Source organism: Dyella sp. PARNA 12/25, from assembly GCF_055702865.1.
Genome location: NZ_JBVQCI010000009.1, coordinates 178466 through 199140 on the forward strand (window position 1 = coordinate 178466; position 20675 = coordinate 199140).

A 20675-nucleotide genomic window follows, 5' to 3' on the forward strand; every position below is an offset into this window, starting at 1 on the left:
TCGTCTGGAACGTTGAACCATCACCCATGACTCGCGCCGGGCACCTCGACAAGTCGTCGAGGCCTGCGCAGAAGTTCCGCTTGCCAGTTGCATTCTGCCGCCGAGTGAGCGGGAGCTTGCACGCGACTCCTGAGAGAAAAGGTTCGGCCTCATCCTGGGCCGACAACGCAACGTGCCCGTTTCTTCCACGTCCTTTTGTAGCGCCAATCCGCGCGCTATTCAGCGCGACGTCCGCATGGTTGTTCGGCGTGGTTTTCAGATTCTTCTGATATCAGCCAAGCGCGCTAGTCACTAACGTTCCCGTTCGGATCTACGTCCGCCGACGGCTTGTTGCTGCGAGAAGGCGGCGAGCCACTCAGGCACTTCTATAGCACTGGGTCGCCATGTCGAGATCGGTAGCGCTGGTCTTCGTTCAGAACACGATCAAGCAGTACCAACTGGACGTAGCGTTTTGCAGCCATGCGCACATAGCTGCACGGATTGTTCTCACAAATAGGGCTTACAGCGATGACATCGACGCATGGATGCAACGGACTGACCCGTCGCATGTTGGTAACCGCCGTTTCCGCGGCATTCCTTGTGCCGCTGACGGCGCACGCGACCAGCGGCCCACAGATCGCCAACGGCATCCGTTTGGTGCTTGCACCCGATACTTATGTGGCGAATGGCACGCCCGCGCTATCTGTACTCAATGGTGGCAGCATCACCGCAGGCGGTGGCGTTCTGGTGAACACCTCGGGCTCCTACGCCTGGGGGGCAAGGGTCAATGGCGTTGGCAGCTCGCTGATGTTCAGCGGCGGTAGCATCAACACCACGGGTTCCTATAGTTATGGCGTTCTTACGCAAGCCGGTGGTTCCGCTGCTATTGGCCGTGACTCCCTCGGCAACGGCACCATCATCACTACGTCGGCGTTGGAAGGCTACGGCCTGTATGGCATGGATGCCGGTACCGTCATCGGTGCCGTGGGTACCACCATCAATACGTCAGGAGTTGGGGCGAACGGCGCGAGGATCATCGGTGCCCAGCTGTTCATGAGCGATAGCAGCATCAACACCGCGAATGCCTACGGCATTTTTGCGGATGCGACTGTTACAGGGACCGCATCGCGCGGACAGGTGACGCTTAACAACGTCTCGGTCACGACGCGTGGTACCAGTTCGCATGCGGTGTATCTCGACGGCTCGCGAGCCGGAGTCTTTGCCAGTATCACCGGTGGTTTGTTCACCACATCGGGAAATCAATCGGCGAGCATCTTTCTGACGCAGGGCGCTCAAGCCGTCGTGACTGGCGCCGGTGTGCAGACGTCGGGCGACGGCGCGTATGGCATCAGCATGAACCAGAAAGGTTCGGCGATTGCGTTGTATGACGTTTCGATCTCCACCACCGGTTATCGCTCGGATGCTGTGTGGGCGCCGAGCGAAACGACAATTACGGCAGACCATGTCGACATTCATACGACGGGAAACAACTCGCATGGCATTGACAATCGAGCATCCACCATCAGCTTTGCCAATAGCCGCATCACGACCGAGGGTACCAGCGCTTACCCGTTGTACGCATCGACAGAATTCCCCAGCGACCCAACGGTCAATGCAACTATCGATGGTTCAAACCTGGTGATTCGTACATCTGGGGTCAAGGGCGTTGGGGCTCTGGCGCGACAGGGTGGCCTCATATCGCTGACTGGGAGTGACATTGCCACCCAGGGCGATACCGGTATTGGCGTCTGGTCGGATGCTAAAAGCAAGATTGTATTGGATGGCACCACCATCGAAACCAGCGGCAACGGCGCCTTCGGTGGCTATGTGGTTGGCGCGATGAGCATGAACAAGGGTTACATTCATACCGGCGGCAAAAGCGCCTACGGTTTGCTGGTGCAAAACGGAGGACAGGCTGACCTGAGCGACGTTGATGTACTAGCTAACGGCACCGACGCCTATGGCGCAGCGATTGGCGGCACCAGTGGCACCTTGACCATGAATGGTGGCTCGATCTCCAGCACGCAATCTCACGCCTTGGTAGCGGCTGGCAAAGCCACCATCCAGCTCGCGCATGGTCTGCAAGCGATGGGTGGAAGCGGCGTGCTGTTGGACGTCGTCGATTCGGCTGCACAGGTCGCATTGACCATGGACGACCATGTCAATGCACAGGGTGACATCATATTCGATGCATCGCTCTTGCAAGGTCAGCCAGTGCCTGCGGCCAACACCATCGTGTCGCTAAGCAACGGATCGCAATGGACAGGTGCGACGCAACATGTCGTGAGCAACCTGTCGCTGGATAGTGGCAGTCAGTGGATGATGACTGGCGACTCTTCGGTCGGCATGTTGACCCTGGAAAACGCCACTATCCAATTTGCACCGCCGGCTGGAGGCCACAAAACGCTTGTGGTCAGCCATGACCTGGTGGGTAACGGCGGCACCATAGTGCTGAACACACAGCTCAATGAAGGCGGCCCGCTGTCCAATCAGTTCACCGACCGCGTACTGGTGGAAGGCAACGCTGGCGGCACGACCTATCTAAAGGTGACTGGTTCGGGTAGCGGTGCTTCCACCGACACCAATAACAACGGTGTCATGGAAGCGAATGAAGGCATATCACTGGCGCAGGTGGCGGGGCAATCGTCCGCATCGACCTTTGCGCTTGCGGGTAGTTATGTCGCGGTGGGTCCTTGGCGCTATGACCTGGTCGCCTACCAGCCGGGCTCGTCAAACGCGTCGCAGCGCGTCGTTGCAGGTTCTGGCAACGGGTATTGGGATTACCGCCTGCAGAATGCCACCGTGCCTGATCCGACGCCCACTCCCGATCCGACACCCACGCCAACGCCAACTCCAGATCCAACACCAACGCCGGACCCGACACCGATGCCGGCGCCCACACCGCGACGAGAAGTTGTGCCGCAGGTGCCGTCGTACCTCAGCGCATCCAGCGCGATGCTGTCGTACGGCCTGCGCAACCTTGGCACGCTGCACGATCGCCTTGGCGAGATCCATCAGGACGATGTATCGGTGGCTGGCAATACGGACGAGTTCTATGCACGTGTGTTGGGCGGTAACTACCAATACAGCAGCGACCGTAGTTTCCGCCAGTTTGGTTATGGCTTCAGCCAGAACGACCGAGGCATCCAGATTGGCGGTACTTGGCTGAAGACAGGAGATGATGCGTCCACGTTCCGTCTGGGCATGTACGGCAGCATCGGTACGTCACACATCACGCCGCAGGCCGTGGATGGCAGCAGCGCCATGCGCATGAATGCACACAGCATTGCCGCCACGGGTACTTATGTTGCCGGCAACGGCCTCTATGTCGATGGTGTAGTAGCCCGCAACTACTACGACACGCGGGTTGATACTGCTCTGCGTGGCTACGACATGGCCCGCTTCAAGACGCACGGCTGGTCGTACTCGCTGGAAAGTGGCTATCCGTTCGTATTCGCCAACGGGTTACGTCTCGAACCGCAGGCACAGGTGGTCTATCAGACGCTGCATACCAACCGCTTCACCGACAGCGATGACCTGAGTGTGACCCTGCAGAACAGCGGTGCGTGGATCGGGCGCGTGGGTGCCAACCTGGGAAAGACGCTTGATACGTCTGGAGGGCAGCGTTGGACGCCATGGGCGCGCTTGAACTACCTCTGGAGCGCCAACAGTCGAAGCGCGGTCACGATGTCGAGCGATGCCTGGGGCATCACCGGCAGCCTTGCCTCCGGCAGCTGGGGGCAGGCATGGCAGTTGGGTGCGGGTGTGACGGGCTCGCTGAGCAAGACGCTCTCCGTCTACGGCAGTGCCGACTACCAGACGGCCGTAGGCAGTGCCGGCGAACAGGGCTGGTCGGCCAACATGGGGCTGCGCTGGCAGTTCTGATCTTGGAGGCGGCCAGCAATGATGCGGCTTGCCATTCCTCGTCATCGTGTCGCCGGGTATATCGGCTACCGCAAAGAAAAAAGGCCGCGTCTTAGACGCGGCCTTTTTATGTTGTGACCCACATCGCTTCGCTTACTTGCCTTCCTTCAAAGCAATCGCATTGATGCCTGCGGAAGCCAGACGTTGCTTGGTCGATTCCAGCTCGGTGGCCGAGTGGAACGGGCCGAGACGTACGCGGTTGTAGGTCTGGCCGTTGACGCTGACCGAGGCTACGTTGGCGACAAAGCCCTGCATGGCCAGCTTGGCTTTCAGCGTCTCGGCATCGGAGGCGCTCGGGAAGGCGCCCACCTGTAGCAGGTAGCCATTGCCACCGGAGCTGGCCGTTGCTGCGGCAGGTGCCGATGCGTGCACAGCGGATTCCGGAGCTGGGGTGACTGCTTCAGATACCGCAGCGGGGCCAGGCGCTGGTTTCTGCGCAGCAGCCTGCTGCTGGGCAGCGGCCTGCGCTGCCTGCTGGGCGGCCTGTTGTTTCTGCTGCTGTTCGGCCTTGGCCTGTGCGCTGATCACCGCATCGGGAATACGCACTTCCTTTTCGGACAGCACGGAATAGAAGTCATATTGCGGCTTCTTCGGTGCAGGGGTGTTGTCGGTGGCCGAGGTCGACTCGTTGCCGGCGGCGCCGGCGTCGCTGCCGCGCTGTGCCGTGGCTTGCGCATTGGGCTGCGGGCCTTCGTTGGGCTGTGGCGCCATCGGCAGGTGGCCGCGCATGGCGAACATCAGCACGGCGCCGATGAGTATGCCGATAACGGCCCAACCCCAGCCGGGCACGCCACCGCTACTGTTGCGGACGGCCTGCCGACCTTTGCCCTTGCGTGCTGCCATTTACATCTTCTCCGGGGCACTGAGTCCCAGCAAAACCAAACCGTTGCGGATGACCTGGCGCGTGGCGAGCACCAGCGTGATGCGCGCGTTGCGCACCTCGGCGTCGTCCACGATCCATTTGTGCTCGTGATAGTAACTGTGAAGTGCGCCAGCGAGCTCGCGCAGATATTGCGCGATCAGGTGAGGTTCCAGATTGGCCGCGGCGGCTTCCACCACTTCCGGGTAGCGGGACAGCTCGGTGAACAGTGCCTGTTCGTGCTCGGTATCCAGACGCGACAGCTGCCCGATGCCAGCCTGGGTGTCGACCGCAGGCAGGCCACGTTCGGCCAGTTCCTCAAGCACGCGGCAGACGCGGGCGTGGGCGTACTGGATGTAGTAGACCGGGTTGTCGTTGCTCTGCGAGCGGGCCAGGTCGATGTCGAACACCAGCTGCGAATCGGCCTTGCGGGCGATCAGGAAGTAGCGGGTGGCGTCGCGGCCGGCTTCTTCGATGAGGTCGCGCAGGGTCAGGTAGCTACCGGCGCGCTTGGAGAGTTTTACCTCTTCGCCGCCGCGCATCACCGTCACCATCTGGTACAGCACGTAGTTCGGATAGCCTTTCGGAATGCCTTCGTCCAGCGCCTGCAGACCGGCCTTCACGCGGGCCAGCGAGCCGTGGTGGTCAGAACCAAGCACGGTCACGGCGTTGACGTAGCCGCGCTGCCACTTGGTCATGTGGTAGGCGACGTCCGGCACGAAGTACGTATAGCTGCCGTCGGACTTGCGCATCACGCGGTCCTTGTCGTCACCGTAGTCGGTCGAGCGCAGCCACAGCGCGCCGCCTTCCTCGTAGGTGTGGCCATGGGCGACCAGCTTGCTGACGGTCTCTTCGACCTTGTGCTCGGTGTAGAGCGAGGACTCAAGGTAGTACACGTCGAAGCCGACGCCGAAGGCGGCCAGGTCGAGGTTCTGCTCGCGGCGCAGGTAGGCCACCGCGAAATGGCGGATGGCTTCCAGATCGTCGACGTTCTTGGCGCCGGTGACGACGTGGCCTTCCACTTCGACGCTGTCGCCATTCAAGTAGGCCTGCGCCACGTCGGCGATGTAGTCGCCGCGGTAGCCGTCTTCCGGCCAGCCGGCGTCGTTCGGCGTGATGCCGCGCGCACGGGCCTGGGTGGAGATGGCCAGGTTGTGGATCTGCACGCCAGCGTCGTTGTAGTAGAACTCGCGCTTCACGTTCCAGCCGGCAGCGTCTAGCACGCGGGCGATGCAGTCGCCCAGCACGGCGTTGCGGCCGTGGCCGACGTGAAGCGGGCCGGTTGGGTTGGCAGAAACGAATTCCACGCCTGCCGTCACGCCCTTGCCGGTGGTGCTGCGACCGTAGGTGCTGCCTTCGGTCAGCGCCCGATCCACTTCGGCGTGATAGGCACCGGGGGCGAGGAAGAAATTGATGAAGCCGGGGCCGGCGATCTCGACCTTGCCCACCAGCCCATTGGCGGACAGGGCGGCGACCAGCTTCTCGGCCAGCTCGCGCGGCTTGGCGCGGGCTGGCTTGGCCAGCAGCATCGCGGCGTTAGCGGCGAAGTCGCCGTGCTCCCGGCTGCGCGTACGCTCGATCACGAAGTTGGGCACTTCGAGGTCCGCGGGCAGGGTGGAGTCATTCTGCAGGGTGCGAATGGCCTGCAGCAGCAGTTCGCGCAGCTGTTCTTTCACGGTATGGGTCGGGCGACGATGGAATCGGCAATCCTATCAGACCAGCGCCGTCGAGGCCGGTTTGTGCTGCCTGGTCAGCGTGTTGCGCTGCGGAGGAAAAGTCTGTGGATAAGTCTGTGAGGAATCACCTGCGGCTGAGCGCTTGTCTCGTGCTAATCCCGGCAGAAATCATCATGTCATGAAAAAAAGCACATAAAATCATAATCTTGCTTGCTACACGTGATGTGGCTGAGAGCAAGTGACCGGAAAGTGCCGTCGCACACCGAATGTGCATAAGTCGAGAACACGAGGGGGAAGCCTGACAGTACGGGTCTTGACTGCCCCCGCGTCACGCCCCTGTCATGCGGCACTGCCACACTGTTCTCCGTCCCCCGGCACCTCCCCGCTGGCTGGGACAAAGGAGGCTGCCGTTACTCCTTCTCTCCCCACAAAACGGCCGAACGGCGCGGATCTCCCCCCGCGCCGTTGTTTTTTGGGCTTCGGGTTGACTACAGCAGGCCGAGTGCGGCCATCGACACCGGGGCGCCGCTGCCGATCACCAGGTGATCCAGCACCCGAACCCCGATCGCGTCCAAGGTGGACCGCAATTCATGGGTGATGGCCCGGTCCGCCGCGCTGGGTTCGGCGACGCCGGAGGGGTGGTTGTGGGCAAAGATGACGGCGGCCGCGTTGTGGCGCAGGCACGCCCGCACCACCTCGCGAGGATGCACGTTGGCACCGTCCACCGTGCCGCGGAACAACTCCTCAAATGCGAGAACTCGGTGTCGATTGTCGAGGAACAGGCAGCTAAATACCTCATAGGGGAGGTGGCGCAACTGGGCGCGCAGGTACTCGCCGCTATCGCTGGGGTTGTTCAGGGTGGGGCGCTCGGCCAGTTGCTCCGCCAATGAACGGCGGGCCAGCTCCAGGGCGGCGATCAGGCGGGATCGTTTGGCCGGCCCGATGCCGCGCAACTGGGCGGCGTCGCCGGGGTTGGCCAGCAAGGCGCTCAGTCCACCGCTTATATGGAGAAGTTCGCGCCCCAGTGCGATGGCGTCTTTTCCGGGTACCCCACTGCCAAGCAAGACGGCAATCAGCTCGCTGTCGGACAGGGACGCGCAGCCGCGCGCCAATAGTTTTTCGCGGGGGCGTTCCAGCTCAGGCCATTCTCGGATACTCATCGCTCCAGCGTGCCGGCCTGCCGTGGGGAAACCCATCAGCGGACTACCGGGCGTCGAGTCGGGGTGGCAATGGAGAGTGCGTAGGTCAGGACGACGATCGCGCCGTCCCTTGTCGGAACCTTTGCGCCGTTGATTGCCGAGCCCATCGAATGATTCCGGTAAGCTACGAGGCCAAACACGTTTGTCAGGCCTACATCATGAGTCTTGCCCAACGCCGCATTCTGCTTGGCGTGTCTGGTGGCATTGCCGCCTACAAGTCTTGCGAGCTCGTTCGTCGCCTGCGTGACCTCGATGCCGAGGTCCGGGTGGTGATGACCGAAGGCGCCACCCATTTCGTCAGCGCCACGACCTTTCAGGCGCTGTCGGGCCAGCCGGTGCGTATGAGCCTGTGGGATGCCGAGGCCGAAGCGGCCATGGGACATATTGAACTGGCACGTTGGGCAGAGCGCATTCTGATTGCGCCGGCTAGCGCGGACCTGATTGCGCGCCTCGCTCACGGCATGGCCAATGATCTGCTGACCACCGTATGCCTCGCCAGCGCGGCGCCGGTTTACCTGGCGCCAGCCATGAACCAGCAAATGTGGGCGCATCCCGCCGTGCAGGCCAACATCGATACGCTGCGCCAGCGCGGCGTGCATCTGCTCGGCCCGGCGTCTGGCGATCAGGCCTGTGGCGATATCGGTTCCGGGCGAATGCTGGAGCCGTTGGAGCTGCGCGAGGCCATGGTTGCCTCGTTCGGCAAGTCCGTGTTGCGGGGGCTGAAGATGGTGGTGAGCGCCGGCCCTACGTATGAAGACATCGATCCCGTGCGGTTTATCGGTAATCGCAGCTCCGGCCGCATGGGCTTCGCCGTGGCGGAAGCCGCTGCGCAGGCGGGTGCGGAGGTGACTTTGGTCGCCGGCCCGGTCAGCCTGGCGACGCCTCCCGGCATTCTTCGCCGCATCGACGTGCGCAGTGCGGCGCAGATGCGCGATGCCGTCGTGGCTGCGGCTTCTGGCGCAGACATCTATATTGGTGCGGCTGCCGTGGGTGATTACCGGCCTGCGGCAGTGGCCGACCATAAACTCAAGAAGCACGACGGCGCGCCGCTCGAACTGCATCTGGCCGAAAACCCGGACATCCTCGCCACCTTGGCTGCGCAAACCGTGCGCCCCTTCTTGGTCGGATTCGCCGCAGAAACGCATGATGTGGAGAAGTACGCCCGCGACAAACTCAAGCGCAAGGGATTGGACATGATTGCCGCCAACCAGGTGGGTGATGGCCTCGGCTTCGAGGCCGCCGACAACGCACTCACTCTTTATGGCCCAGAAGGGGCTATCGAACTGCCGCGTGCATCCAAGACCGAACTGGCGCATCAGCTGGTGGCGAAGGTGGCTGAGCGTTACCGGGCGGTGCGTGGATGATCGATGTCGAACTGAAAGTTCTCGACCCGCGCCTGGGTGACACCATTCCGCTGCCGGAACCGGCAACCAGCGGCAGTGCCGGCATGGATCTGCGCGCCGCGGTGGAATCGGCGATCACCCTGCAGCCTGGCGAGAGCACGCTGGTGCCCAGCGGCATGGCCATACATATTGGCGACCCGGGCTGGTGTGCGCTCATCGTGCCGCGCTCCGGCCTGGGTCATAAACATGGTCTGGTCATGGGCAACCTGGTCGGTGTCATCGATGCCGACTACCAGGGTCCGTTGATGATTTCTTGCTGGAACCGTGGCTCGCAGCCTTACACCATCGCGGTGGGCGATCGTATCGCCCAGCTGCTGCTGGTGCCGGTGGCGCAGGCGCGGCTGAATGTGGTCAAGGAGTTCGCGCCATCGCAGAGGGGCGAGGGCGGGTTTGGATCAACCGGAGTCAACTAGGCGAGCGATTCGGGTGCGTTTGCGCCCGTCCACCTAGCCTGTGTGGGGACAGGGCATGGCGAAAAGTATGAGCCTCGGCGGGCGACCGCTGCTTGGACCAATCGACTGGAATCGCTTGCTGCCTTTGGTGGCGGGCACCTTGCTGCTGCTCGGCGGCTTATTCTGCCTCTGGCAAACGTGGCTGATCGCCGACGAAGCCAGCGCCATCGAGCGCGTGCATGTCGCGCAGAAGCAGGCTGCGGAAGCATTGGCAGCGGAAATCGCCAGCGAACGTGGCCATATTGACGCTGCCATCCATGCCATGGATCCGGCGGCGCTCGCCGCCGACCCGGAGCAGGCGGCGACTACCTTGCGCCAGGAGCTTCCCCAGGCGCTGGCATTGAATGTGTACAGCGGCAGTCTTGATGAGGTGCTGCACGCCAACTATCGGGCATTTGGTTATGGCAAGGCCGCCCAGTTGATGGCGGCGCAATCGGCCGAAGGCAAACCCTTGGCGCAAACCGTGCCCAGCCTCAAGGGCGGTCGTGCGCTCAGTCTGGTGGTTCCTGCCGGGCGACCCGAGCATCCGAAAGCCTGGGTGTGGGTGGCATTGCCGTTTGACCCTGTGCAGGAACGTTTCGAGTCCATTTCGCCCGCCGGTGGTCGACTGGAGCTTCGCCAGGGCGATGATCGCGGCGATTTGCGCCTGCTGGCGCGAGGCAGTGCTTCCGCCGAGCGTGAGTCGAATGCCGGCGAACCAGTGGCCGGCAGTACGCTCAGCGTGGTGGCAGCTGTGCCGGTGGCCTACGTCGTCTTCCCGCACAGCTGGCTGCTGACGGCGGTGCTTGGCGTACTGGGTCTGGGTGGCGGTCTCTATCTGTTGTGGCTACGTAGCCATCCACGTGGAGCACGTGATCAGGTGTCGGACGAGCCGGTCTTCTCCGATCTTATCGAAGCGAATCCCGAACCGCCCAAGCCGGCTGCTACCGCCCGTCTCGAAGCGATCAAACGGGCATCGGCCTCCGCACCCGTCACCGTGGATCCCACGATCTTCCGCGCTTATGACGTGCGCGGCGTGGTCGGTAAGTCGTTGACCAAGGACGTTGCCCGCCTGCTGGGTCAGGCGATCGGCACCCTGATGCGCGAGCGCGGGCTGTTAGAGATGGTGGTGGGCAGGGACGGTCGTCTGTCCGGCCCTGAGCTTGCAGGATCCCTCGCCGATGGCTTGCGCGAGGCCGGCATCGATGTGATCGACGTAGGTGCAGTGCCGACACCGGTGGTCTATTTCGCAGCCTTCCGTTTCAACACCGGCTGTGGCGTGGCGGTGACCGGCAGCCATAACCCGCCGGAATACAACGGCTTCAAGATTGTGGTGGGCGGTGAGACCTTGTCCGAAGGCGCCATCCAGGACTTGTATCAGCGCATCGCCGGCAACCGCCTGGAGCGCGGTGGCAAGGGCAAGTTGCGCCTGGTGGATGTGCTGCCCGATTACGTGGAGCGCATTGCCTCCGACGTGCAGGCCGAGCGCCGCTTGAAGGTGGTGGTGGACTGCGGTAACGGCATCGCGGGTGCCGTGGCGCCGCAGGTGCTGGAAGGCATCGGCTGTGAGGTGGTGCCCCTGTACTGCGATGTCGACGGCACCTTCCCCAACCACCACCCCGACCCGTCCGATCCGCACAACCTGGAAGACCTGATCTTCGCCGTGAAACAGACCGGCGCGGATCTTGGCATCGCCTTCGATGGCGATGGCGACCGCCTTGGCGTCGTGACGAAGGAGGGTGAAATCATCTTCCCCGATCGCACGCTCATGCTGTTTGCCCGTGATGTGCTGTCCCGCCAGCCGGGCGCCACGGTCATTTATGACGTGAAGTGCACTGGGCACCTTAAGGGTGAGATCCTCGATGCCGGTGGCAGTCCGCTGATGTGGCGCACCGGCCACTCGCTGATGAAAGCCAAGATGCGCGAGACCGGTGCAGAGCTGGCCGGTGAGATGAGCGGCCACTTCTTCTTCAAGGAGCGCTGGTACGGCTTTGACGATGGTATCTACGCGGGCGCGCGGTTGATGGAGATCCTCGCCGGTGATCTGGAAGAGCGCACGCCGGAAGAGATCTTTGCTTCCTGTCCCAAGGGCGTGTCCACGCCAGAGCTCAAGGTCGAGATGGCCGAGGGCGAGCATTACCGCTTCATGGAACAGTTCCGCCAGAAGGCAAGCTTCGGCGATGCCACGCTCACGACGATCGACGGCGTGCGCGCCGACTGGTCGGATGGCTGGGGTCTGGTGCGGCCTTCGAACACCACGCCGGTTCTGGTGCTGCGTTTTGATGCAGACAGCGAGGCTGCGCTAGCCCGCATCCAAAGGGTGTTCCGCCAACAGCTGCTGGCGGTGGATCCCGCGCTCAAGCTGCCGTTCTGAAAGCAGAAGGCCCCGGCGTTGCCGGGGCCTTCTTAGAGATCCAGATGCCGCGCTCTCCAGCCGCTGAAAGGCTGCTTGTGCCGGACATCGACAACTACGCGCCCTGACGTTCCTTTGCCTGCGCTGCCTTCAGGTCACGGTAGTGCTGCAGGTCCTTCGCGTTCTTCTGCTCCGCGGCCTCGCGCTCATTCAGCTGGCGCTCCAGCAGGTCGCGCTGATGAGCCACGATATCGCGCTGTTTGGCGATGTTGTCGTTGAGGAACTTGGGCACCGGCTGCTTGGCGCGCTCCAGGTCGCCCGCACGGGTCAGCAGATCGGTCAGCGCCTTTTCCTGACTGCGCAGGTTGGCGCGCGTGGTGCCGACCTGCTGATCAATGTTGTCCAGAGCTTGTTGCTGCGATGCCTTGTACGCATCTTCAGAAGGGTAAGCATTCAGCAGCTGCGCGTCGTTGCGCGCACGCTGTTGGGCGGCACGCTCCTCGGCAGCCTTCTGATCGGCCACCTTCTGCGCGGCGACCTGTTCATCGGGCGTCAGCTCGCGGTCGACATGCTTCACCACGATACCGCGATCACTGACCAGGTCGTAGCCGTATTTAAGCGCGTCCGGGGTAAGGCTGTCGCTGTAGTGGGGCAGGCCGGACGCGTCCTTCCAACGATAACGGTAACTGCTGGCGCTGCTCTTGCTCGCCTGAGCATGCACGCCGGTGGTCAGCGCGAGCATCGCGATGACGAGAACTGTTTTACGCATGGCTTTCCCCCTTTGTCGGCGGAAGTATAGCGGGCGACATCGCGGCACCATGACATGGCCGAGCTGCTGCAATCGGTGATGTGACCTGCGTCGCCAAGGCCATCCGCTGCTCAGGCGTTCACGCCATAGCGTTCGCGATAAGCCATCAGCCGCGCGTGCTCAGCGGCCAGTTCCGGGCGCTCACCCGCATAGGCCAGCACATCGCCAAGGCTGGTGATGGCGATCACTGGAATGCCGAATTCCGCAGTGACTTCCTGTGCCGCCGAAAGCGCACCCTGGCCACGCTCCTGGCGATCGAGCGCAATCAGCACACCTGCCGGCGTAGCGCCCTGCGCGTGGATCAGCGCCAGCGATTCGCGTACGGCCGTGCCTGCGGTCATCACGTCATCGACGATGAGCACGCGACCCTTCAGCGGTGCGCCGACCAGTACGCCACCTTCGCCATGGTCTTTGGCTTCCTTGCGGTTGTACGCCCACGGCAGGTCGCGGCCATGCTGGTCAGCCAGCGAAATGGCGGTCGCCGCGGCCAGGGCGATGCCCTTGTAGGCCGGGCCAAACAGCATGTCGACCTGAATGCCCGAGTTCACCACGGCGGCGGCATAGGCGCGTCCCAGCTTAGCCAGCGCGGCGCCGGAGTCGATACGACCCATGTTGAAGAAATACGGGCTCTGGCGACCGGACTTGAGGGTGAATTCGCCAAAGCGCAGCACTTCGCGCTGCAGGGTCAATTCGATGAAGTCGCGCTGGTAATCGTGCACGGCGGCTGTCTCTTAATGAAAGGTCAAACGGGCAGGGCGCGCAACATGAGGTGCTGCGGGCCAGAAGGCCCACCATGGTACAGCCCCTCGCTCTCCAGGAAGCCGTGCCGGCGATATAGCGCCATGCCGGCCGTGTTGCGCACATTCACGGTGAGGGCGATATCCCGCGCCGCCGGGTGCCGGCGCGCCAGATCCTCCAAAATCGCCGACAGTGCCCGCGAGCCTAACCCGTGTCCTTGCCATCGGTGATCGATAAAAAAGGAGCGCAGGCCCAGCGTAGGGCGAGGAAAGTCCTGTCCCGTCAGGCAGCGCGCTATGGTTTCGATGCGATAGAAGCCAATGGGCGCGCCGTTCCGCAGGATCGCCATGGGTTCGCAACCGATGCAGCTTTCAGCGTCAGCCAGAAGATCGGTGATTGCACCGACGAAGGGCCGCTGTGCTTCGTGCACACACAACTGTAAAAGTGCGGGTTTGAGCGCGTCGTCGACAGGCACCACCCGGATATCAGGATGATCAGGCATGGTTGCTATGATGGGCCATCTCAAGGAGTGACGCATGCGCATCATCAGTCTCAATGCCAACGGCATCCGCTCGGCCGGCACTAAAGGTGTGTTCGAATGGCTGCGCCAGCAGAAAGCCGACGTGGTCTGTCTGCAGGAAACCAAGGCGCAGGAAGACCAGCTCACTGACGCCATGTTCCGCCCCGACGGGCACCACTGCTTCTACCGCGACGCCACCAGCAAAAAGGGCTATAGCGGCGTGGCCATCTACGCCAAGCGCGAGCCGGATGACGTGCTTACCGAGCTGGGCTGGGATGCGTTCGACAACGAAGGCCGCTATATCGAAGCGCGCTTCGGCAATCTCAGCGTGATCTCGATGTACGTGCCGTCGGGCTCGTCGGGTGAGGAGCGGCAGCAGTTCAAGTTCGAGGTGATGGATTGGCTGTCGCCGATTTTCGCCAAGTGGCTGAAGAGCGGGCGCGACTATGTGCTGTGTGGCGACTGGAACATCGTGCGTAGCGAGCTGGACATCAAGAACTGGAAATCCAACCAGAAGAACTCCGGCTGCCTGCCCGAAGAGCGCACCTGGCTCAACGACCTCATCGACAAGCACGGCTGGGTGGACAGCTATCGGTCGCTCAAGCCCAAGGGCGAGGACTACACCTGGTGGTCCAATCGCGGTAATGCGCGAGCCAACGACGTGGGTTGGCGTATCGACTACCAGATCGTGACCCCATCGCTGCGTGATCGACTGAAGCACTGCGCCATCTACCGCGACGAGCGCTTCTCCGACCATGCGCCGTTTACGGTCGACTATGCCGACTGAGGCGGTGCCGGCAAAGCAAAAGCCGTCGGTCTGGCGTTCGTTTACGGAGCCGGCGGCGTGGACCATGTGTCTGCTGGGGTTTTCCTCTGGACTGCCATTCTTGCTGGTGTCCGTCACGCTGTCGCTGTGGCTGAAGGAAAACGGCATCGCTCTGAAGAGCGTCACGATGATTGCCAGCGCGGGCATGAGCTACGCGCTCAAGTTTCTTTGGGCACCACTGCTCGATCACTGGCGACTGCCGCTGTTCACCCGATTGGGATTGCGTCGCGGCTGGTTGCTGTTTGCACAGTTGGGCGTGCTCTGCGGTCTGTTGCTGATGGCGTCGTTCACGCCCCATCGCCTGCAGCCCTTTGTGCTGGCCACCTTACTGGTGGCCTTCATGGGGGCCACCCAGGACATCGCCATTGATGCCTATCGCATCGAAATTGCGCCACCTTCCGCTCAGGGCGCGCTGGTGGCGACTTACGCGCTGGGCTATCGGCTAGGCCTGCTGCTCGCCGGTGCGGTCGCGCTGATTTTGGCAGACCACATTGCCTGGTCGTGGATCTATGTGGCCATGGCGGCGGCGATGGTGGTGCCGATCGTCACCACGTTCATCATGCGAGAACCCGCGGTAGCGCGCCCGAGGCCGCCCAGCTGGCGCATGGCGATGCGCGAGAGCGTGATCGATCCGTTCGCCGATTTCTTTCGCCGATACAGCTGGCCCATTGCGGGGCTCACGCTGTTGTTTATCTTGGTGTTCAAGCTGCCAGAACAGTCCATCGGTACCATCTTCAATCCGTTCATGCGTGACATGGGCTTCAGCAAGACCGAGATCGGCGCGGTGACGAAGATTTATGGCGTCTGGATCGGTATCGCAGGTGCGTTCGTAGGCGGTGCGGCTGTAGCGCGCTGGGGCGCCTGGCGAACCCTGGGCGTGGCTATCGTGTTGGGGGGCTGCAGCAATCTGCTCTATCTGACGCTGCTCGGAAACCAAGGGAATCTCGCGATATTGACGCTGGCAATTTCCGGGCAGAACTTTGCCGAAGGTCTGCTCGGACCACCGACCGTGGCCTTCCTCTCCTTGTTGGTGAACCGACAGCACACGGCCACACAATATGCGCTGCTGAGCTCGCTGGTGAACCTTCCGGGCAAGGTGCTGGGGTTCTTTGCGGGTGGCCTCGTCGCCGTCATGGGCTATGGCGGATATTTCGCCATCACCGTGATTTCGATACTTCCTGCGATGTTGCTGTTCGCTGTCCTGTGGCCACGATTTGGCCGCGACCGCCCGGATACGGACGGCGCCCCGGCCGAATGAGTCCGGCGTGAGAATCAGCCAGTCGGCCGATTCTCTTCTAGCGTGACCCTGTGCCAAGATGGTCCACACAGGGGGCTTATGACTGCAGGAGGGAGTGTCCGTGCCGGACCTCGTCATACGCCATATCGACAACCTTATGGCCGAGCGCATCAAAGCGCTGGCCAAGGAACGGCAGTGGTCGATCAATGACGTAGTGCTCCATGCACTGCGTCACGGCCTCGGCATGGCTTCAACCAACCTGTTTGCCGAGACGATGCTCGATCCCGGCGACCTGACCACCTTGGGCGGTCAGTGGGATGCCAGCGAAAAGGCCGCCTTTCAGGAAGCGGTGCAGGCACTTTCGCGCGCACCGGCCTCGGCGCTGGCGCAGCGCGGCCGCACGCTCGGCGATGATGACAGCCTGTAAGTCGCGGAAGGATTCAGTGCGGCGCGGGATACACCGCGCCCAGCACGCGCAGACCGCGCGCACCGGTCACCGCTGGTAGGTTGCCCGGCAAACCAAGCAGGCGCTGGCGGGCCAACCAGGCAAATGCCGTGGCTTCCAGATAATCCGGGTCGACGCCGTGCGTAGCGGTACTAGTCAGCGTGCGCGAACCCAGCAGTTCGCCCAGGCGCTGCATGAGCAGGTGGTTGTGGACGCCGCCACCGCAAGCAAGCACGTCGATAGCCGAGGCAGCGTGGTGCTCGATCGCATTCACCACGCTGCGCACCGAGAGCTCCAGCAACGTGGCCTGCACATCCGCCGGAGCCAGCGCCATGACGCGCGCATGGGACTCCAGCCACGCCAGGTGGAAATGTTCGCGGCCCGTGCTCTTGGGCGGGGGCAGGGCGAAGTAAGGGTCAGCCAACAGCTCGGTCAGCAGCGTTTCGTCGACTTGGCCAGATGCCGCAAACGCGCCGCCGGCATCGTAGGCCGTGCCGCGATGGCGCAGGTTCCACGCATCCATCAAACCATTGGCTGGACCCGTATCGAAACCAAACACTTCGCCTGCGCTGCCAAGCACCGTGATGTTGGCAATGCCGCCAAGGTTCAACACCACGCGTGTGTGGTCTGGCTGCGCGAGCAGCATGGCGTGGACCGCGGGCAGCAAGGGCGCGCCCTGGCCACCGGCAGCCACGTCGGCGCGGCGAAAATCGGCGACGACATCGATGCCGCAGCGTTCCGCGATCACCGAGGCGTCGCCGACCTGCAAGGTAAACGGAAACTCCCCGGCGGGCCGATGCCGCAGGGTCTGCCCATGCGAGCCGATGGCGCGCACGTTCGGAATCAGTGAAGGGTTTCGCGACAAAAGGTTCTGCGCCGCGTCGGCGAAACACTGGCCGATCGCCACATCCAGCCGACCGTAGGCGTCGAGATCCAGCCGCGTTTCATCCTGCGCCACAGCCAGGATGCGAGCACGCAAGGGTTCTGGCCATGGATGCGTCAACGCATCGACCAGCTGCGGTGTGTTCTGCTCAAAGCGCACCAGTGCGGCATCGATGCCGTCGGCGCTGGTGCCTGAGATCAGGCCAAGATAAAGCGCCGAGGCGTCGTTCACTGCGATCAGTCGTCGTTGCGTTTGGTGCCGCTGGCGCGGGCCAGCTTCATATTGGAATCCAGGGTCTTCAGACGTGCCAGCTGCGGCTGCACCACCTGCGACCTGAACTTGGCCAGTTGCGCGGCCGGCAGCGGCTCGGGCTTGGGCAGGGTGACCTTTTGCGGGTCACGCTGCACGTCGTTGACGCGGAATTCGTAGTGAAGATGCGGACCGGTGGCAAGGCCGGTCATGCCGACGTAGCCGATCACCGCGCCCTGGCTCACACGCTGGCCCACTTTCTCATTGCCGAACTTCGACATGTGGCCATACGCGGTGCTGATGGAGCCGTTGTGCTGGACGATGACGAAATTGCCGTAACCGTTCATCCAGCCCTTGAACTTGATGATGCCATCACCGGCGGCATGGATTGGCGTGCCGGTAGGCGCCGCATAGTCCACGCCCTTGTGTGCGCGCATGGTTCCCAGCACCGGATGCATGCGCGCCGCGCTGAACTGCGAAGAGATGCGGGTGAAATCCACCGGAATACGCAGGAAGGATTTCTGGATGGGGCGACCATCCTCACTGAACCAGCCGTAGCTGCCGTCTTCTTTCTTAAAGCGGTAGGCGGTGTAGCGATCGCCCTGATTGACAAACTCGGCCGCGACGATCTCGCCCTCATGCAGGTAAGCGCCATCGCGGTACACGTCGTCGTAAATCACCGTAAAGCTGTCGCCTTCGCGCAGGTCCTGCACAAAGTCGATGTCGTATTTGAAGAGCTCGGCCAGCTTGAGCACCATCGCATTGCTCATGCCAGCCTTGGAGCCCGCGGCAAACAGCGAGCTGTCGATGATGCCGTGGGCCACGTGCTCGCGATGCTCAACCTCGCGCGACTCTGCCGTCACCGTCGCCTTGCTGCCATCGAAGCGCATGGTGGTGCGGTTGGATTCGTCTTTGTCGAAGCGGATGCCCTTGAGGCTGCCGTCGCTGTCGAGCAGGAAGTCGAACTCCTGGCCCGGACTAATGTGGTGCAACGCCTTGGCGTCGCTCGACTGATCCACCACATGCTGCACGTCGGTAAGGCTGAGGCCCTGGCTCTGGAACAGATCAGAGAGTGTCTGGCCCGGCTGCACCTGCACGATGTGCCAGTCTTCCACTGTCGGTAAGTTGGTTACTTCAGGGGCCACCTTGGGCAGCGCCAACGGCAGCACAGCGTGCGCGGTGGAAATCGTATCCGGGCGCATCGCACTGGCCCATGCAGGGATCAGAAAGCCGGAAACGGCGGTAATCAGTAGCGCCGTGCCCGCAAGCATCCAGCGCTCGCGGTGCCAGCGAATCGGCTCCACGTCACCGTGGCAGCCAAAGGACCAATGGGCACAACGCTCATAAAAGTGAGAGTGACGACGCTGCGCCTTTCGGCGCATGGCCAATTTACGCGCTGAGCGCGCGGTCTCGTTTCTCTCACCCATGCCCGGCGTTCCCCAGGTACCAATATTCTAATTGGCGCGTACCATAGCGGCCTTGTGCAAAGGGCGTCAACGCCTTTTCCATCAATGGGTTGCGCGATCTTTCGGGTTAACACACAATTAACGGGAGGGCCTCAGAAGCTATGATTTCAGGGGCCATCCAGACAACGAAAATTTGAGGAATACATGAACGAGCTTGAGCAGGCGCTGGCCACCATCGCGCGCGGCGCCGACGAAATCATCAAGCAGGAGGATCTGGCCGCACGCCTGAAGCTGGGTCGTCCGCTGCGCATCAAGGCGGGCTTTGACCCCACCGCGCCCGACCTCCACCTGGGTCACACGGTGCTGCTCAATAAGATGCGGCAGTTCCAGGACCTGGGGCACCAGGTCATTTTCCTTATCGGCGACTTCACCGGCATGATCGGCGACCCCACCGGTAAAAACGTCACCCGCAAACCGCTGTCGCGCGAAGACGTGCTGGCCAACGCCGAGACCTACGCCGAGCAGGTCTATAAGGTGTTGGACAAGGAACGCACCGAGCTGCGCTTCAACTCCGAGTGGTTCGGCCAGATGTCGGCGGCCGACATGATCAAGCTTGCCGCCCAGCACACTGTGGCGCGCATGCTTGAGCGCGACGACTTCTCCAAGCGCTTCGCCGGCCAGCAGCCCATCGCCATCCACGAATTCCTCTATCCGCTGGTGCAGGGCTATGACTCGGTGGCGCTCAAGTGCGACGTCGAGCTCGGTGGCACTGACCAGAAGTTCAACCTCCTGATGGGCCGTGCCCTGCAGGAGCACCACGGCCAGCCGCCGCAGATTGTGCTCACCATGCCGCTGCTCGAGGGCCTGGATGGTGTCAACAAGATGTCCAAGTCCCTGGGCAACTACATTGGTATCAATGAGCCGGCCATCGACATCGTCACCAAGACGCTGAAGATCGGCGACGACCTCATGTGGCGCTGGTTCGAGCTGCTCAGCTTCGAAACCTCGATGGACGATATCGCTCGCATGAAGCAGGAAGTGGCGAGCGGCGCGCTCAATCCCCGCGACGCCAAGCTCAAGTTGGCGCGTGAACTGGCCACGCGCTTCCATGATGCGGCTGCAGCGGAGCAGGCGATTGCAGGCTGGCACGCTGTGGTGCGAGGTGAGGGCGACACCAGCTTGCTTCCACTCACCGAAATCAATGTGCCCGCGGAAGGTCTGCGTCTTCCTGCACTACTTACTGCAGCGGGACTCACGCCGAGCAATGCGGAAGCGAACCGGAAGCTCAAAGAACGTGCAGTACGCATCGATGCAGAAGTCGTTGAAGACGCACAGCGCGTGTTTACCCCCGGTTTTGAGGGTGTTTTGCAGATCGGCAAGCGCAACTTCGCCCGTGTGTTGTTGACTCAGGCGTGAGTTCATCGCGACGACGCAACGTCGTCGCGATAAAAAGAAAGAAAAGAGTTTCGCGTGAGAACAATGTCTTACGCGAAACATGAAAAATAATTTCAAAAATTGCTTGTCAAAGGTGGGGGGCGTGCCTATTATTCGCCTCCCGCCGCTGGCATCGCCCTCCGGACGGCAACAACGAAAGCAAAAATTCTTTGCAAACGGTGTTGACGGACAGGAAAAACGATGTAAGATGAGCGGCTCACTCGGAACGAAATGTTCCAACGCTGAAACGGAAACGGTCAGCAAGTGATTAAGATCTTTGACAGTGTGCGCAGGTGACTTGTGTG

Annotated in this window: 16 protein-coding genes; 8 read left to right on the forward strand and 8 right to left on the reverse strand. The window is 62.2% G+C overall.

The window, feature by feature from the left end:
* Nucleotides 1-546: 546 nt before the first annotated feature.
* Complete coding sequence (locus AC0GUR_RS17005) at nucleotides 547-3864, forward strand: autotransporter family protein (protein ID WP_472878690.1); 3318 nt, start codon at nucleotides 547-549, stop codon at nucleotides 3862-3864.
* Between the two features lie 132 nt (nucleotides 3865-3996).
* On the opposite strand, the gene AC0GUR_RS17010 is transcribed toward AC0GUR_RS17005, so the two are convergent.
* The 3 genes from AC0GUR_RS17010 to radC all read right to left on the reverse strand — a co-directional run bounded on the left by AC0GUR_RS17010 (nucleotide 3997) and on the right by radC (nucleotide 7598).
* The gene (locus tag AC0GUR_RS17010; protein WP_472878691.1) at nucleotides 3997-4746 is read right to left on the reverse strand and encodes an SPOR domain-containing protein; all 750 of its coding nucleotides are present in this window, start codon (nucleotides 4744-4746) and stop codon (nucleotides 3997-3999) included.
* On the reverse strand, nucleotides 4747-6438 hold the full coding sequence (argS, locus tag AC0GUR_RS17015; protein WP_472878692.1) for an arginine--tRNA ligase: 1692 nt from the start codon (nucleotides 6436-6438) through the stop codon (nucleotides 4747-4749).
* A 488-nt stretch (nucleotides 6439-6926) separates the two neighbouring features.
* Complete coding sequence (radC, locus tag AC0GUR_RS17020; protein WP_472878693.1) at nucleotides 6927-7598, reverse strand: RadC family protein; 672 nt, start codon at nucleotides 7596-7598, stop codon at nucleotides 6927-6929.
* Between the two features lie 197 nt (nucleotides 7599-7795).
* On the opposite strand from radC, the gene coaBC reads away from it, so the two are divergent.
* From coaBC to AC0GUR_RS17035, 3 genes are read left to right on the forward strand one after another with little or no spacing between them, the layout of a single operon-like run.
* The gene (gene coaBC, locus AC0GUR_RS17025; RefSeq protein ID WP_472878694.1) at nucleotides 7796-9001 is read left to right on the forward strand and encodes a bifunctional phosphopantothenoylcysteine decarboxylase/phosphopantothenate--cysteine ligase CoaBC; all 1206 of its coding nucleotides are present in this window, start codon (nucleotides 7796-7798) and stop codon (nucleotides 8999-9001) included.
* Nucleotides 8998-9453, forward strand: coding sequence for a dUTP diphosphatase (gene dut / locus AC0GUR_RS17030; RefSeq protein WP_472878695.1), 456 nt, complete (start codon nucleotides 8998-9000; stop codon nucleotides 9451-9453). Before coaBC ends, dut begins: the two co-directional genes overlap by 4 nt.
* 55 nt (nucleotides 9454-9508) lie before the next feature.
* Nucleotides 9509-11845 carry a phosphomannomutase/phosphoglucomutase gene (locus tag AC0GUR_RS17035; protein ID WP_472878696.1) on the forward strand — a complete coding sequence of 779 codons (2337 nt, stop codon included), beginning with the start codon at nucleotides 9509-9511 and terminating at the stop codon, nucleotides 11843-11845.
* A 94-nt stretch (nucleotides 11846-11939) separates the two neighbouring features.
* On the opposite strand, the gene AC0GUR_RS17040 is transcribed toward AC0GUR_RS17035, so the two are convergent.
* The 3 genes from AC0GUR_RS17040 to AC0GUR_RS17050 form a co-directional block, all read right to left on the reverse strand.
* Nucleotides 11940-12593: a DUF4124 domain-containing protein gene (locus AC0GUR_RS17040; RefSeq protein WP_472878697.1), complete on the reverse strand. Its 654-nt coding sequence runs from the start codon at nucleotides 12591-12593 to the stop codon at nucleotides 11940-11942.
* 110 nt (nucleotides 12594-12703) lie between these two features.
* On the reverse strand, nucleotides 12704-13351 hold the full coding sequence (pyrE, locus tag AC0GUR_RS17045; RefSeq protein WP_472878698.1) for an orotate phosphoribosyltransferase: 648 nt from the start codon (nucleotides 13349-13351) through the stop codon (nucleotides 12704-12706).
* Nucleotides 13352-13374: 23 nt separating this feature from the next.
* The gene (locus AC0GUR_RS17050) at nucleotides 13375-13872 is read right to left on the reverse strand and encodes a GNAT family N-acetyltransferase (RefSeq protein ID WP_472878699.1); all 498 of its coding nucleotides are present in this window, start codon (nucleotides 13870-13872) and stop codon (nucleotides 13375-13377) included.
* Between the two features lie 34 nt (nucleotides 13873-13906).
* Between AC0GUR_RS17050 and AC0GUR_RS17055 the strand changes: the two genes are divergently transcribed.
* The 3 genes from AC0GUR_RS17055 (at nucleotide 13907) to AC0GUR_RS17065 (ending at nucleotide 16380) form a co-directional block, all read left to right on the forward strand.
* Complete coding sequence (locus AC0GUR_RS17055; protein ID WP_472878700.1) at nucleotides 13907-14677, forward strand: exodeoxyribonuclease III; 771 nt, start codon at nucleotides 13907-13909, stop codon at nucleotides 14675-14677.
* Nucleotides 14667-15974 carry an AmpG family muropeptide MFS transporter gene (locus tag AC0GUR_RS17060; RefSeq protein ID WP_472878701.1) on the forward strand — a complete coding sequence of 436 codons (1308 nt, stop codon included), beginning with the start codon at nucleotides 14667-14669 and terminating at the stop codon, nucleotides 15972-15974. Before AC0GUR_RS17055 ends, AC0GUR_RS17060 begins: the two co-directional genes overlap by 11 nt.
* Before the next feature lie 100 nt (nucleotides 15975-16074).
* Nucleotides 16075-16380, forward strand: coding sequence for a hypothetical protein (locus AC0GUR_RS17065; RefSeq protein ID WP_472878702.1), 306 nt, complete (start codon nucleotides 16075-16077; stop codon nucleotides 16378-16380).
* A 13-nt stretch (nucleotides 16381-16393) separates the two neighbouring features.
* Here AC0GUR_RS17065 and AC0GUR_RS17070 read toward each other — a convergent pair whose 3' ends face one another.
* The gene (locus tag AC0GUR_RS17070; RefSeq protein WP_472878703.1) at nucleotides 16394-17512 is read right to left on the reverse strand and encodes an anhydro-N-acetylmuramic acid kinase; all 1119 of its coding nucleotides are present in this window, start codon (nucleotides 17510-17512) and stop codon (nucleotides 16394-16396) included.
* A 5-nt stretch (nucleotides 17513-17517) separates the two neighbouring features.
* On the reverse strand, nucleotides 17518-18957 hold the full coding sequence (locus AC0GUR_RS17075; protein ID WP_472878704.1) for an OapA family protein: 1440 nt from the start codon (nucleotides 18955-18957) through the stop codon (nucleotides 17518-17520).
* Between the two features lie 183 nt (nucleotides 18958-19140).
* Here AC0GUR_RS17075 and tyrS point away from each other — a divergent pair, with 183 nt between their 5' ends.
* The gene (tyrS, locus tag AC0GUR_RS17080; RefSeq protein WP_472878705.1) at nucleotides 19141-20352 is read left to right on the forward strand and encodes a tyrosine--tRNA ligase; all 1212 of its coding nucleotides are present in this window, start codon (nucleotides 19141-19143) and stop codon (nucleotides 20350-20352) included.
* Nucleotides 20353-20675: the final 323 nt, after the last annotated feature.